The sequence below is a fragment of the Thalassococcus arenae genome, from assembly GCF_019104745.1.
Classification (GTDB): domain Bacteria; phylum Pseudomonadota; class Alphaproteobacteria; order Rhodobacterales; family Rhodobacteraceae; genus Thalassococcus_B; species Thalassococcus_B arenae.
Genome location: NZ_JAHRWL010000002.1, coordinates 46178 through 58326 on the forward strand (window position 1 = coordinate 46178; position 12149 = coordinate 58326).

A 12149-nucleotide genomic window follows, 5' to 3' on the forward strand; every position below is an offset into this window, starting at 1 on the left:
TTGCGTTTTGTTCACACTTTGTTCATTCTTCACCCATGCAAAGCGTCCTGCAACCCAGCCTCATGCCGGGCCAGGTTCTGGCCCGTGGCGTCTGCCGGCACCTGGCCGGGCATGGCTTTGCCGTGGTCGAGGAATTCGTGCCCGAGCGGGGCAAGCGGGTGGACGTGATGGCGCTTGGGCAAAAGGGCGAAATCTGGGTGGTGGAGTGCAAGTCCAGCCGCGCCGATTTCCAGAGCGACGGCAAGTGGGAAGGTTACCTGGACTGGTGCGACCGGTATTTCTGGGCGGTCGACCAGGATTTCCCGACCGACCTGCTGCCCGACGGCACCGGGCTAATCGTCGCCGATGGCTATGACGCCGAGATCCTGCGCATGGCGCCCGAGGTCAAGCTGGCCGGCGCGCGCCGCAATGCGCTGATCCGGCGCTTCGCCGTGCATGCGGCGCGGCGTCTGCACGGGCTGCGCGACCCGGATGCGGGGACGTTCGGGTAGGGCGGACAAATCTCTCGTGAGAGATTTGCAAATCCCTTGCGAGGGATTTGCGGGTCAGCGCCGGGGTTTGACCTTGCGCGCGGCCTGCGCGGCGGCGCGGATTTCCTCGGCGATCTCCTCGGCCTCGTCGGGTTCGAAATCCATCGGCACTTCCATTCCGTCGGCGCTGATGAACAGCCGCACCATGCCCTGGTCGGTAGGCCCGATCTGCAGGTTGGCTTCGATATCGCGTTCGGTGTTGATGCCCATCGTCTTGTCTCCGCGCCGTGTGGGCGAAGTAGCCCCGGCGGGGTTGATTTGCAAGCCGCTGCCAGGTCAGATCGGGCCATGGATGTCACGTTCAGGGATTTCGGGCCGGGCGATGCCGGTTGGCTGGTGCAACAACATGGCGACCTGTACGCGCGGGCGGAAGGGTTCGACGAGACCTTCGGCGCGCTGGTGGCCGACATCCTGCGGGATTTCGAGGCGCATCGAGACCCGGCGATGGAACGCGCCTGGATCGCGTGGCAGGGCGGCGCGCGCCTGGGCAGCATCTTTTGCGTGCGGGTGGATGCCGATACCGCCAAGCTGCGGCTTTTCCTGCTGGTGCCGCAGGTGCGCGGGTTGGGCCTGGGGCAGCGGATGCTGGAGGAATGCATGGGCTGGGCGCGGCGGCGGGACTATCGGCGGATGGTTTTGTGGACCCATGAAAGCCACCAGGCGGCCTGCGCGCTTTACCGCAAGGCGGGCTGGCGGTTGACCCGCTCCGTGCCGGTGCGGTCCTTCGGTGTCGACCTGGTGGAGCAGGCCTGGGAGGTCGATCTTTGAGCGGCTCGGGCGGCTTGGCTCTTGCAATCGGCGCGGGGCGGGTTTATCCCGCCCGCCAGTGCCGCCTTAGCTCAGTTGGTTAGAGCGCTAGATTGTGGATCTAGAGGTCCCCCGTTCGAGCCGGGGAGGCGGTACCACCCCCCCGATGTGGCTTTGATCCGACCCCGGGCTTGCGTATTTTCCAAAGAGAAGAAGAGGCGGGGCGATCCCCTGTCATCGCGTGGCGCCCGGGTGGACTGGTCGTGGATGGCGATCGGTGTCACGATCGTCGCGATCTGTCCGGCCGGTGGGGTGCCGCGTTCCGGAGCGTGAGGAGACGACATGACCCAGACCGTGCGCGTGACCATCGCGGCCGATCCGCCGCCGCGGCTGGACAAGGCGCTGGCGCGCGACGTGCCGGACGAGGCGGCGTTGTCCCGCACCCGGCTGGCACGTCTGATCGCCGAGGGCGCGGTGCGCAGCGGTGGCGCGGTGCTGAGCGATCCCAAGGCGCGTGTCGCGGAAGGCACGGTGATCGAGATCGCCGTGCCCGAAGCCGCGGCGTATGACGTGGTCGCGCAGGATATCCCGCTGGAGATCCTGTTCGAGGATGACGACCTGGTGGTGGTGAACAAACCCGCCGGCATGGTGGTGCATCCCGCACCCGGTTCTCCCGACGGCACGTTGGTCAACGCGTTGCTGCACCATTTCGGTGGGGCGCTGTCGGGCGTGGGCGGCGAACGGCGCCCCGGCATCGTGCACCGGATCGACAAGGAGACCAGCGGGCTGCTGGTGGTGGCGAAATCCGACCGGGCGCATCAGGGTCTGGCGGCGCAGTTCGAAGCGCACACGACGCGCCGTGCCTATCTGGCACTGGTGCATGGCGTGCCGGATGTGGGCGATCCGCGTCTGCGCGGGGTGCGCGGCGTGTCGGTGGAACCGGGCGGCGTGATCAAGATCACCAGCGGGCTGGCGCGGCACAGGACCGATCGGCAACGCCAGGCAGTGTATTTCGACGGGCAGGGGCGCCACGCCATCACCCGGGCGCGGGTCTTGCAGGCGTTCGGAACGCCGCCATGCCTCGCGCTGGTGGAATGCCGGCTGGAAACCGGGCGCACGCATCAGATCCGGGTGCACATGGCCCATGCCGGGCACGGGCTGGTTGGCGATCCGGTCTATGGCGGGCGCCGCAAGCTGCCACGCGGCGCGCTGAGCCCGGCGGCGGCAACGGCGGTGGACGGGTTCGGCCGCCAGGCGCTGCATGCGGCTGAACTGGGCTTTGACCACCCGGTCACCGGCGAGGCGATGCTGTTCACCTGTCCGTTGCCCAAGGACATGGCGGGCCTGCTGGCCGGGTTGGGCGGGGTCGCGCCATGAAGCGCGCATTGGTCCCGCCGGCCTTCGCGGAGACGGCGCAACGGTTGGCGATGTCGCCGGGCATCCTGTCGAACGGGCATGTCTTTCTGACCGGCGTCACGGCCAGCGGTCCGGACGGCACCATGCCCGCCGATCCCTGAACCCAGTTCGATGCCTGTTTCGACAAGATCGCCGAGGTTCTGGCCGAGGCCGGGCAGGGTCTGGAGGCCCTGGTGGACATGACCAGTTACCACGTCGGCCTGCGCGATCATTTCGAACTGTTCGACACGGTGCGCCGGAGCCGCGTTTCGGCGCCATACCCGGCCTGGACGGCGGTCGAGGTGCCTTTGCTGCGGCGGCCCGGCGCGTTGGTCGAGATCCGGGCCATCGCTGCCTTGCACAGCTGTGCATGAGCGCGCGGTGGCGTGGTTACAACGCAGCACATGCGCGTGAACGCACTGACATGTGTCTCGCACCGACGGAAAACTGCCATAACTTCGTGTCATATCATGACCGTCACGGCCTCTTGAAACCCGCGGGCGGTTGTCCTATCTGGATGTTAAGCCTCGTTACATTGGAGCGAACAGGGACATGAGCAATTATGCGAACCTACCGGCCCCGACGCCGGAAGCGGGTCTCAGCCGCTACCTGCAGGAGATCCGGAAATTCCCGCTGCTGGAGCCGGAAGAAGAATACATGCTGGCCAAACGCTGGGTCGAAGATCAGGACAGCAGCGCCGCGCACAAGCTGGTGACCAGCCACCTGCGCCTGGCCGCCAAGATCGCCATGGGCTATCGCGGCTATGGCCTGCCGCAGGCCGAGGTCATTTCCGAGGCCAATGTCGGCCTGATGCAAGCCGTCAAGCGGTTCGACCCCGAAAAGGGGTTCCGCCTGGCCACCTACGCGATGTGGTGGATCCGCGCCTCGATCCAGGAATACATCCTGCGGTCCTGGTCGCTGGTGAAACTGGGCACGACGAGTGCGCAGAAAAAGCTGTTCTTCAACCTGCGCAAGGCCAAGAACCGGATCGGTGCGCTGGAAGAGGGCGACCTGCGTCCCGAGCACGTGGAAAAGATCGCGCATGATCTGGGCGTGACCCAGGACGAGGTGATCTCGATGAACCGGCGCTTGTCGGGTGGTGATGCGTCGCTGAACGCCACCGTCGGCAGCGACGGCGAAGGCGCGATGCAATGGCAGGACTGGCTGGAAGACGAAGATGCCGACCAGGCCGCGGATTACGCCGAAAAGGACGAGCTGGAAGCGCGCCGCGCCCTGCTGGCGCAGGCCTTCGACGTGCTGAACGACCGCGAAAGGGATATCCTCACGCAGCGCCGCCTGGCCGATCAGCCGGTGACGCTCGAGGATCTCAGCGGCCAGTACGATGTCAGCCGTGAACGGATCCGCCAGATCGAGGTCCGCGCCTTCGAGAAGCTGCAGAAACGGATGCGCGAACTGGCCCGCGAACAAGGCATGCTGGTTTCGGCCTGACCGACGCCGCGACCGCGGCTGGTGCAATCGCCAAAGGGCGCCTTCGGGCGCCCTTTTTGCGTGTGGTTGACGGCCGGTCGCGACTTGGCGCTTGTTCGGCGGCACCAACCGCCTAGGTTGTGACCAACAGCGAAAAAAAGGGGTGGGTGTCATGGCGCGACATATCCGTTGGGGTATCCTGGGCGCGGCCAAGTTCGCCCGCGAATACATGGGTCCGGCGATCCATGCGGCACGCGGCGGGACGCTGGCGGCGCTGGCGACCTCCGGTTCGGCCAAGATCGCGCCTTTTGCCGCCTTCGCGCCGGGATTGCGCCACCATACCGGCTACGATGCGCTGCTCGACGATCCCGAGATCGACGCCGTCTACATCCCCTTGCCGAACCACATCCACGTGGAATGGACGAAAAAGGCGCTGGCGGCGGGCAAGGCGGTGCTGTGCGAAAAGCCCATCGCCATGAAAGCCGAAGAGATTGACGATCTGATCGCGCTGCGCGATGCCAACCGGCTGCTGGCCTCCGAGGCGTGGATGATCGCGCATCACCCGCAATGGCACCGCGTCCGCAACCTGATTTCGTCAGGCGCGATCGGCGATCTGCTGCGGGTCGACGGAAACTTCACCTTCAACAATCCCGATCCCGACAACATCCGCAACCAGGCCGGCACGGGCGGGGGCGCGTTGCGCGATATCGGCGTCTACATCCTGGGCGGTGCACGGCTGGCGACCGGCAAGGAGCCCGAACGGATCATCGCGGCGCAGATCGACTGGCAGGCGGGGATCGACGCGACCGCCCATGTGCTGGCGCAGTTTCCCGGCTTTGTCTTCAAGGGCACCGTGTCGATGCGCGCCGCGCCCTGGCAGGAAATGCAGTTTCACGGCACCGAGGGACATATCCGCATGCCGGTGCCGTTCAACGCCCAGGTCTATGGCGAGGCGCGGGTGGAGTTGCAGCGCGGCCAGCATGTCGAAACCTGGCGCTACCCGGCCGCCAACCATTACGTGCTGCAGGTCGAGGCGTTCAACGACACGCTCTTGCGTGGTGTGCCCTGGCCCCTGCCGCTGGAATTCTCGCGCGGCACGCAGGCGATGATGGACGCGGTCTACGCCGCGGCGGGCTAGGGCGGTTCATTCTGGCGACGCCACGGCGAATCGGCCAAGGCTTGCTTTTCCGCTGCGAGTGCATCAAGCTTTGCCGCAGTGCTGCATCGGGGAAGGGGAGCCCATGGCCGACACGGAAAAACCGTTGCTGATCAAGCGGTATGCCAGCCGCAGGCTCTACAACACCGAGACCAGCGACTACGTCACGCTCGAGGATATCGCGGGATTCATTCGCGATGGCCGCGAAGTTCAGATCGTCGATCTGAAATCGGGTGATGACCTGACCCGGCAATATCTTCTGCAGATCGTCGCCGAACACGAAAGCCGCGGCGAGTCGGTGCTGCCGATCAGCGTGCTGACCGACCTGGTGCGCAGCTACACCACGCAGGCGACTTCGGTCGTGCCGCAATTCCTGGCCGCCAGTTTCGAGATGTTCCGCGACAGCCAGTCGAAATGGCTGGAGAACATGAACAAGGCCAACCCGCTGACCAAGATGCCCGGCTTCGAAGCGATGCAGGCGCAGCAGGAGGCGTTTCTCAAGGCGATGACCGGCGGCATGGGCAAGCAATGGTCCGGCCCGGCGGAAGATGCGCCGACCGAACAGCCCGAAGACCTGGACGCCATCAAGGCACAACTGGCCGAGCTGCAAAAGAAGCTGTCCAAACTCGACAAGTGATCCGGACGGGACTGGACGGGGCCGGGCGGGGTTTGCCCCGCCGACCCTGCCGTTTTCAGGCCGCCGCCTGACCCTTTACCGCATCGGCAGCGCGCATCAGCACCTCCGACACCGCGTCGCAATCCGCGGGGGTCAACCGCGCCGGCAGGCGGGTGTCGCAGGCCCGCATCAACATCGCGCGCGTGCGCGGCAGTTCGACCCGTTCGGGCAGGAACTGCCAGTTCCAGAAGGCGCGTGCGTTGTCCTCGGTCAGCCCGAAGACCTGCACCTTGACGCCCGCCTTGGCCGCTTCGGCGACGAATGCCCGCACCTCGGCGTCGCTCATGCCCAGCAGGTTGAATTGCAGCGAATCCGGTGCGCGTTGCTCGGGCGCCAGCTTGTCCGGCACGGCGATCCAGGGGCTTTGATTCAGTCGCGCCGCCACCTGGTCGTGGTTGCGCCGTCCGTCGCGGACCCGCCGGTCGATCTCGGCCAGTTGCGGGCGGATGACGGCCGCGGCCAGGTTCGACAGCCGCGTGTTGTAGAGCGGCAGCCTGTTTTGCCAGCGCGCGAAAGCGTCGTGCAGCACCGGGTGTTTTTTCCAGTTGTGTTCGTAGGCGCCGGACATGATGACCGCCCGCGCGGCGATATCGGCGTCGTCGGTGATCAGGATGCCGCCTTCGCCGGAATTCAGCAGCTTGTAGGATTGAAAACTGAAACAGCCGATCCGCCCGATCGTGCCGATCTTGCGCCCGCCCCAGGTGGTTCCCAGGCTGTGGGCCGCGTCTTCGATGACAGGCAGGCCGCGGGCGTCGCACAACGTCATGATCGCGTCCATGTCCGACGTATGGCCGCGCATGTGGCTGACGATGACCGCCTGAACGCCGTCCAGCTTCGCCTCGAAATCGGCGATGTCGATGCGGTAATTCTCGCCCACCTCGCACAGCACCGGCACGCAGTCTGCATGCACGACCGACGACGGCACCGCCGCAAAGGTGAAGCCGGGGATCAGCACGCGGGCGTCGCGCGGCAGATCCAGCGCCTTGAGCGCCAGGAACAGCGCCGCCGAACAGCTGGCCACCGCGACGGCATAGCGCGACCCCATCAGCGCGGCGAATTCGGCCTCGAGCAGGGATACCGGCGCATCCTGCGCGGCGGTGTAGCGGAACAGGTCGCCGCTGGCGAGCAGACGGTCGATCTCGGCCCGCGCGGCGTCGGGGATCGGTTCGGCATCATGCATGTCGGGGATCTTGTTCATTTCGATTTCCTGAATTGCCTGTTTCGATTTACTTAAACCGAGACTGTGGCAAAATCATAGCGCAACCCGGTGGCCGGCGGGTTCCCGCCGGGCTGTGGCGGATATGTGACGTCTCAGAAACCCAGCCGGTCGCGCATCGCGTACCAGCTCATGGCCAGCGCCAGGATCGGATGGCGCAGCGCACCGCCACCCGGAAAGGGCGGGGTGGGCAGGTCGGCGAAGGTGTCGAACCCCTCGGCGCGGCCCCGCAGCGCATCGGCCATCAGTTTGCCCGCCTGCACCGCGTTGCCGATGCCATGGCCGGAATAGCCGGCGGCGGACAGAACCGTTTCGCCGATCCGCTCGAAATGCGGCAGCCGCGACAGCGTGATGCCCAGCGTGCCGCCCCAGGCATAGTCCAGCGGCACATCGGCCAGGTGGGGAAACACCTTGAGCATGGGCTTGCGCACCTTGGCGCGGATATCGGCGGGAAACCGGTAGCCATAGCTTTCGCCGCCGCCGAACAACAGCCGCCGGTCCTCGGTCAGGCGGAAATAGTTCACGACAAAGCGATCGTCCGCCACCGCCACGTCGCGGGTCAGCACGGTGTCGGCCAGCGCGCCCAGCGGTTCGGTCACCGTGACGAAATTGTTGATCGGCATGACCCGGGACGCCACGCGCCGGTGCAACCCGCCGACATAGCCGTTGGTCGCAAGGATCACCGCATCGGCGCGGATCAGCCCGCCCTCGGTGCGCACGACCGGCTTCGGGCCGGTCTTGATGTCATGCACCCAGGTGTGTTCGTGGATGCGTGCCCCGGCCTTGTCGGCCGCCCGCGCCAGACCAAGCGCCAGGCGCAGCGGGTGCAGATGTGCCGCACTCATGTCCAGCACGCCGCCGCAGTAATCCGGTGACGGACAAAGCGCGTGAAAGGCCTCGGCGTCCAGTACCTGCATCTCGTGGTCATAGGCGTCCAGCACGTGTTCGGCATAATCCGCCATGTCCTGCTGCGAACCGGGACTGCGGGCCGCCCAGGCAATGCCGTCGCGCAGCGCGCAGTCGATGCCGTGGCGCCGCACCAGGTCGCGCACCAGCGCCTTCGCGTCCTCGCCCAGCTGCCACAGCAAGCGCGCCGTGTCGGTGCCCAGCGTCTTTTCCAGCCAGAGCTGGTCCTGCCGCTGGCCCGATCCCAGCTGCCCGCCATTGCGCCCCGACGCGCCGAAGCCCACGCGATGCGCCTCGACCAGCACGACATCGGCGCCCGCTTCGGCCAGGTGCAAGGCCGCGGACAGGCCCGTATAGCCGCCGCCGATCACGCAGACATCGGCCCGCGTCTCGCCCTGAAGGGGCGCGAAGACCGGCAGGAAATCGGTCGTCGCGGCATACCAGCTGTCGGGGTATTCGCCGCGTTCATCGTTGGAAAACAGCAGGTTGGCCACAGACCCGGTCCCTTGTCTTCTCTGGTTCACAAATATCCTCGGGGGAGCGCGAGGGGGCAGACAGCCCCCTCGCTCTGCTCGTGCCACAAGGCTCAGACGTTCAACAGCAGGTGTTCGCGTTCCCACGGGCTGATGACCTGCAGGAATTCCTCGTATTCGGTGCGTTTGACGATGGAATAGACCCGCGCGAAATCCGGGCCAAGCACAGAATGCAGCGCCTTGGCCTCGTCGAAGATGTCCAGCGCCTCGCCCATGACGCGCGGGATGTCGCCTTCGCCTTCATAGGCGTCGCCGCGATATTGCTTGGTCGGGCGGCGTTCCTCCATCAGCCCCAGATAGCCGCAGGCCAGCGACGCCGCGATGCCCAGATAGGGGTTGCAATCCATGCCCGCCAGCCGGTTTTCCACGCGCCGCGCGGGCGGATCGGACAGCGGGATGCGGATGCCGGTCGTGCGGTTGTCGCGGCCCCATTCCAGGTTGATCGGTGCGGCGTGGTCCTTGACGTAGCGGCGGTAGGAATTGACGTAGGGCGCCAGCACCGCGATGGCCGAGGGCAGGTGGTGCTGCAACCCGCCGATATAGTGGTAGAACGCGTCGGTTTCGCCGCCCTGGGGGCCCGCGAACAGGTTCTGTCCGGTTTCCATGTCGATGATCGAATGGTGGACATGCATCGCGCTGCCCGGTTCGTCCGCGATGGGCTTGGCCATGAAGGTGGCAAAGCAATTGTGCCGCAGGGCCGCCTCGCGGATCAGCCGCTTGAAGTAGAACACCTCGTCGGCCAGCTTGACCGGGCTGCCATGGCGCAGGTTGATTTCCAGCTGGCCCGCGCCGCCCTCCTGGGTGATGCCGTCGATCTCGAAACCCTGGGCCTCGGCGAAGTCGTAGATGTCGTCGATCACCGGGCCAAACTCGTCCACCGCGGTCATCGAATAGGCCTGGCGGGCGGCGGCGGGGCGGCCCGACCGGCCCACCATGGGCTCGATCGCCTTGGCCGGGTCGAGGTTGCGGGCGATCAGGTAGAATTCCATTTCCGGCGCCACGACCGGTTTCCAGCCTTGCGCCTCGTACAGCGCCACGACCCGTTTCAGCACGTTGCGCGGCGCGTAGGGGATCGGGTTGCCCTTGCGATCATAGGCGTCGTGGATCACCTGCAACGTCCAGTCGCCGGTCCAGGGTGCGGCGGTGGCGGTGCTGTAATCGGGACGCAGGATCATGTCCCGTTCGATGAACCCCTCGTGCTCGTCCGCCGCTTCGCCCCAGTCGCCGGTGATGGTCTGGTAGAAGATCGAGTCGGGCAGGTGGAAATACTGCTGGCGGGCGAATTTCGACGCCGGAACAGCCTTGCCCCGGGCGATGCCGGGCAGGTCGGCGATGATGCATTCCACCTCGTCCAGCCGCCGTCCTTCCAGATAAGCCATCGCCGCGGGCGGCAGTTTTTCGAGGAAATCGTCGCTCATCACAGCCGCCTTTCGCGGAAAAACCGTGCGAACTGCGCGCCGAAGCCCGCGCTGTCCAGCGGCTCGCCAAGCCGTTTCGTCGCGGCTTCCAGTTGGTCCTGCGGCACCACGCCGGGCGCGCGGGTCTCGATCAAGCCGGCGATGAAGGTGTCGTCGAACTCGGGATGCGGTTGCACGGTATAGGCCTTGCCGGGATAGACCAGCGCGGCGTTGCGGCAGAAATCGTTCGATGCGACCACCTGCGCGCCGGCGGGCGCCTCGACCACCTGGTCCTGGTGCCAGGCCTGCACGGTCTTGCGGCCATCGGGAAACTCGTAATCCTGCGGCCCGACCGACCAGCCGCCGGCGAATTTCTCGACCCGTCCGCCCAGGGCCTGGGCGATGATCTGGTGGCCGAAACAGACCCCGATCAGCGGCTTGTCCGCCTCGACGATATCGCGGATCAGCTGTTCCAGCGGCGCGATCCAGGGGTGGTCCTCGTAGACGCCGTGCCGCGATCCGGTGATCAGCCAGCCATCGGCATCGCCGGGCCCGTCGGGAAACGCGCCGTTCACCACCGCCCAGGTCTGGAATTCAAAGCCATGACCGCCCAGAAGCCGTTCGAACATCGCGGGATATTCGCCGCTGGTCTGCGCCAGGTTTTCGGGAACAAGGCCGGTTTGAAGGATGCCGATTTTCATGAAACACCGTTTGATTTCAGGCTTGAGGTAAGGCGGCGCGAAGCGGCCCGCAAGCCTCAGACCGTGTCGAGATAGATTTCCACCTGTTCCGTGGGCGTCAGTTCCGCCATGTAGTGCAGCTCCTGTTTCTTGGTCAGCAGCAGGTTGCGGATCAGTTCGTCCGGGAAGATCCGCGGCACCACCGGGCTTTCCTCGAAGGCGGCGATGGCGCCGGCCCAGTCGGTGGGAATCCGCGGCAGATCCAGCGCATAGGCATTGCCGGTGACCGGGGCGGGTGGTTCGGCCGCGTCCTCGATGCCGTTCAGCGCGGCACCCAGCATCGCGGCCAGCGCCAGGTAGGGGTTCACGTCGCCGCCCGACACCCGGTGCTCGATCCGCCGCGCGGCGGGTGCGCCGGCGGGAACGCGGATCGCCACGGTGCGGTTCTCGTAGGCCCAGCACAGCCCCGACGGCGCGTGCGCGCCCGGCACCATCCGGTCATAGGAATTCAGATGCGGGGCGAAGATCAGCGTGCAGGCGGACATGCCGTTGAGACAGCCCGCGATCGCGTGTTTCAGCGTGTCCGTGCCCTCGGGCCCGCCATTGTCGAAGATGTTGCGCCCGTTCTTGTCGATGACCGAGAAATGCGCGTGCATGCCCGATCCGGCGTAGTCCTCGTAGGGCTTGGCCATGAACGAGGCGGCAAAGCCGTGCCGCCGGGCCAGGCCCTTGACCAGCATCTTGAACAGCCAGGCGTCATCGGCGGCGCGCAGCGGGTCGGGCTGGTGCACCAGGTTGATCTCGAACTGTCCCAGACCGGCCTCGGAAATCGCGGTGTCGGCGGGAATGTCCATCGCCTCGCAGGCGTCGTAGAGATCGGTGAAGAAGGCGTCGAAGGCATCGAGCGCCCGGATCGACAGGATTTCCGCCGCCTTGCGCCGCTTGTTCGACCGCGGGCTGATCGGCACCTGCAACGTCTTGCCACTGTCGTCGATCAGGAAGAATTCCAGTTCGACCGCCGCGACCACCGTCAGACCGCGTTCGCGGTAGCGCTCGACCACCCGGGCCAGGGCGTGGCGCGGGTCGCCGTCATAGGGCCGGCCATCCTCGCGATACATCCAGATCGGCAGCAGGGCGGTCGGCGCTTCCAGCCAGGGCATCGGCACCAGGCCGCGTTCGGTGGGAAACAGCACCCCGTCGCGGTCGCCGCTGTCGAAGACCAGTGGGCTGTCGTCGATATCCTCGCCCCAGATATCCAGGTTCAGCGCCGACATCGGAAACCGGGTGCCGTCGCTGGCGATCTTCTCGGCGGAGTGGGCGGGCAGGCGTTTGCCGCGTGCGATGCCGTTCAGATCGCAGGCCGCGGCACGGATGGTGCGCACCTGGGGGCGGGCACGCAACCAATCGGCGATGGGGGAGGGCATGATGGCCTCGTTGATGGAATTTGATCAAATTGATAGCGCCGCGCTCGGCGCCGCGCAAGCA

Annotated in this window: 13 protein-coding genes, 1 tRNA gene and 1 pseudogene; 9 read left to right on the forward strand and 6 right to left on the reverse strand. The window is 66.3% G+C overall.

The features are described 5' to 3' along the window. Positions 1–35: 35 nt before the first annotated feature. Entirely contained in the window at positions 36–491 is a 456-nt protein-coding gene (locus tag KUH32_RS11550; protein ID WP_254899153.1) for an MmcB family DNA repair protein, read from the forward strand. A gap of 54 nt (positions 492–545) precedes the next feature. Here KUH32_RS11550 and KUH32_RS11555 read toward each other — a convergent pair whose 3' ends face one another. Next, positions 546–740 carry a DUF6324 family protein gene (locus KUH32_RS11555; RefSeq protein ID WP_217778534.1) on the reverse strand — a complete coding sequence of 65 codons (195 nt, stop codon included), beginning with the start codon at positions 738–740 and terminating at the stop codon, positions 546–548. Positions 741–818: 78 nt separating this feature from the next. Between KUH32_RS11555 and KUH32_RS11560 the strand changes: the two genes are divergently transcribed. From KUH32_RS11560 to phaR, 8 genes and pseudogenes are all read left to right on the forward strand, one after another. Continuing rightward, positions 819–1298 (forward strand): GNAT family N-acetyltransferase, encoded by a 480-nt coding sequence (locus KUH32_RS11560; RefSeq protein ID WP_217778536.1) that lies wholly within the window; start codon positions 819–821, stop codon positions 1296–1298. A gap of 60 nt (positions 1299–1358) precedes the next feature. Beyond that, a tRNA-His gene (locus tag KUH32_RS11565) sits at positions 1359–1435 on the forward strand. 184 nt (positions 1436–1619) lie between these two features. Next, entirely contained in the window at positions 1620–2654 is a 1035-nt protein-coding gene (locus KUH32_RS11570) for an RluA family pseudouridine synthase (RefSeq protein ID WP_217778537.1), read from the forward strand. Continuing rightward, positions 2651–2794 (forward strand): RidA family protein, encoded by a 144-nt coding sequence (locus KUH32_RS18480; protein WP_254899154.1) that lies wholly within the window; start codon positions 2651–2653, stop codon positions 2792–2794. The genes KUH32_RS11570 and KUH32_RS18480 overlap by 4 nt, the downstream gene beginning before the upstream one ends. Positions 2795–2809: 15 nt before the next feature. Beyond that, a pseudogene (locus KUH32_RS18485) lies at positions 2810–3046 on the forward strand (Rid family hydrolase); the annotation flags it as partial. A gap of 178 nt (positions 3047–3224) precedes the next feature. Next, positions 3225–4121 carry an RNA polymerase sigma factor RpoH gene (gene rpoH / locus KUH32_RS11580; protein ID WP_217778540.1) on the forward strand — a complete coding sequence of 299 codons (897 nt, stop codon included), beginning with the start codon at positions 3225–3227 and terminating at the stop codon, positions 4119–4121. A 151-nt stretch (positions 4122–4272) separates the two neighbouring features. Further along, on the forward strand, positions 4273–5238 hold the full coding sequence (locus KUH32_RS11585) for a Gfo/Idh/MocA family protein (RefSeq protein WP_217778542.1): 966 nt from the start codon (positions 4273–4275) through the stop codon (positions 5236–5238). Between the two features lie 103 nt (positions 5239–5341). Continuing rightward, positions 5342–5893: a polyhydroxyalkanoate synthesis repressor PhaR gene (gene phaR, locus KUH32_RS11590; protein ID WP_217778544.1), complete on the forward strand. Its 552-nt coding sequence runs from the start codon at positions 5342–5344 to the stop codon at positions 5891–5893. Between the two features lie 55 nt (positions 5894–5948). Here the strand turns inward: phaR and KUH32_RS11595 are convergent, their stop codons facing one another. The 5 genes from KUH32_RS11595 to KUH32_RS11615 all read right to left on the reverse strand — a co-directional run bounded on the left by KUH32_RS11595 (position 5949) and on the right by KUH32_RS11615 (position 12076). Further along, on the reverse strand, positions 5949–7130 hold the full coding sequence (locus KUH32_RS11595; RefSeq protein ID WP_217778545.1) for a DegT/DnrJ/EryC1/StrS family aminotransferase: 1182 nt from the start codon (positions 7128–7130) through the stop codon (positions 5949–5951). 113 nt (positions 7131–7243) lie between these two features. Then, the gene (locus KUH32_RS11600; RefSeq protein WP_217778546.1) at positions 7244–8548 is read right to left on the reverse strand and encodes an NAD(P)/FAD-dependent oxidoreductase; all 1305 of its coding nucleotides are present in this window, start codon (positions 8546–8548) and stop codon (positions 7244–7246) included. Between the two features lie 92 nt (positions 8549–8640). Continuing rightward, complete coding sequence (locus tag KUH32_RS11605) at positions 8641–10005, reverse strand: glutamine synthetase family protein (RefSeq protein ID WP_217778548.1); 1365 nt, start codon at positions 10003–10005, stop codon at positions 8641–8643. Beyond that, positions 10005–10685: a type 1 glutamine amidotransferase gene (locus tag KUH32_RS11610; protein ID WP_217778549.1), complete on the reverse strand. Its 681-nt coding sequence runs from the start codon at positions 10683–10685 to the stop codon at positions 10005–10007. The genes KUH32_RS11605 and KUH32_RS11610 overlap by 1 nt, the downstream gene beginning before the upstream one ends. A 56-nt stretch (positions 10686–10741) precedes the next feature. Next, positions 10742–12076 carry a glutamine synthetase family protein gene (locus tag KUH32_RS11615; protein WP_217779796.1) on the reverse strand — a complete coding sequence of 445 codons (1335 nt, stop codon included), beginning with the start codon at positions 12074–12076 and terminating at the stop codon, positions 10742–10744. Positions 12077–12149 lie beyond the last annotated feature (73 nt).

Bases quoted from the DNA above. Each gene is read 5' to 3' on its own strand.
- phaR (WP_217778544.1), top strand. From the start codon at position 5,342: ATGGCCGACACGGAAAAACCGTTGCTGATCAAGCGGTATGCCAGCCGC.
- KUH32_RS18480 (WP_254899154.1), top strand. From the start codon at position 2,651: ATGAAGCGCGCATTGGTCCCGCCGGCCTTCGCGGAGACGGCGCAACGG.
- KUH32_RS11560 (WP_217778536.1), top strand. From the start codon at position 819: ATGGATGTCACGTTCAGGGATTTCGGGCCGGGCGATGCCGGTTGGCTG.
- rpoH (WP_217778540.1), top strand. From the start codon at position 3,225: ATGAGCAATTATGCGAACCTACCGGCCCCGACGCCGGAAGCGGGTCTC.
- KUH32_RS11605 (WP_217778548.1), bottom strand. From the start codon at position 10,005: ATGAGCGACGATTTCCTCGAAAAACTGCCGCCCGCGGCGATGGCTTAT.
- KUH32_RS11610 (WP_217778549.1), bottom strand. From the start codon at position 10,685: ATGAAAATCGGCATCCTTCAAACCGGCCTTGTTCCCGAAAACCTGGCG.
- KUH32_RS11585 (WP_217778542.1), top strand. From the start codon at position 4,273: ATGGCGCGACATATCCGTTGGGGTATCCTGGGCGCGGCCAAGTTCGCC.
- KUH32_RS11595 (WP_217778545.1), bottom strand. From the start codon at position 7,130: ATGAACAAGATCCCCGACATGCATGATGCCGAACCGATCCCCGACGCC.
- KUH32_RS11550 (WP_254899153.1), top strand. From the start codon at position 36: ATGCAAAGCGTCCTGCAACCCAGCCTCATGCCGGGCCAGGTTCTGGCC.
- KUH32_RS11570 (WP_217778537.1), top strand. From the start codon at position 1,620: ATGACCCAGACCGTGCGCGTGACCATCGCGGCCGATCCGCCGCCGCGG.
- KUH32_RS11555 (WP_217778534.1), bottom strand. From the start codon at position 740: ATGGGCATCAACACCGAACGCGATATCGAAGCCAACCTGCAGATCGGG.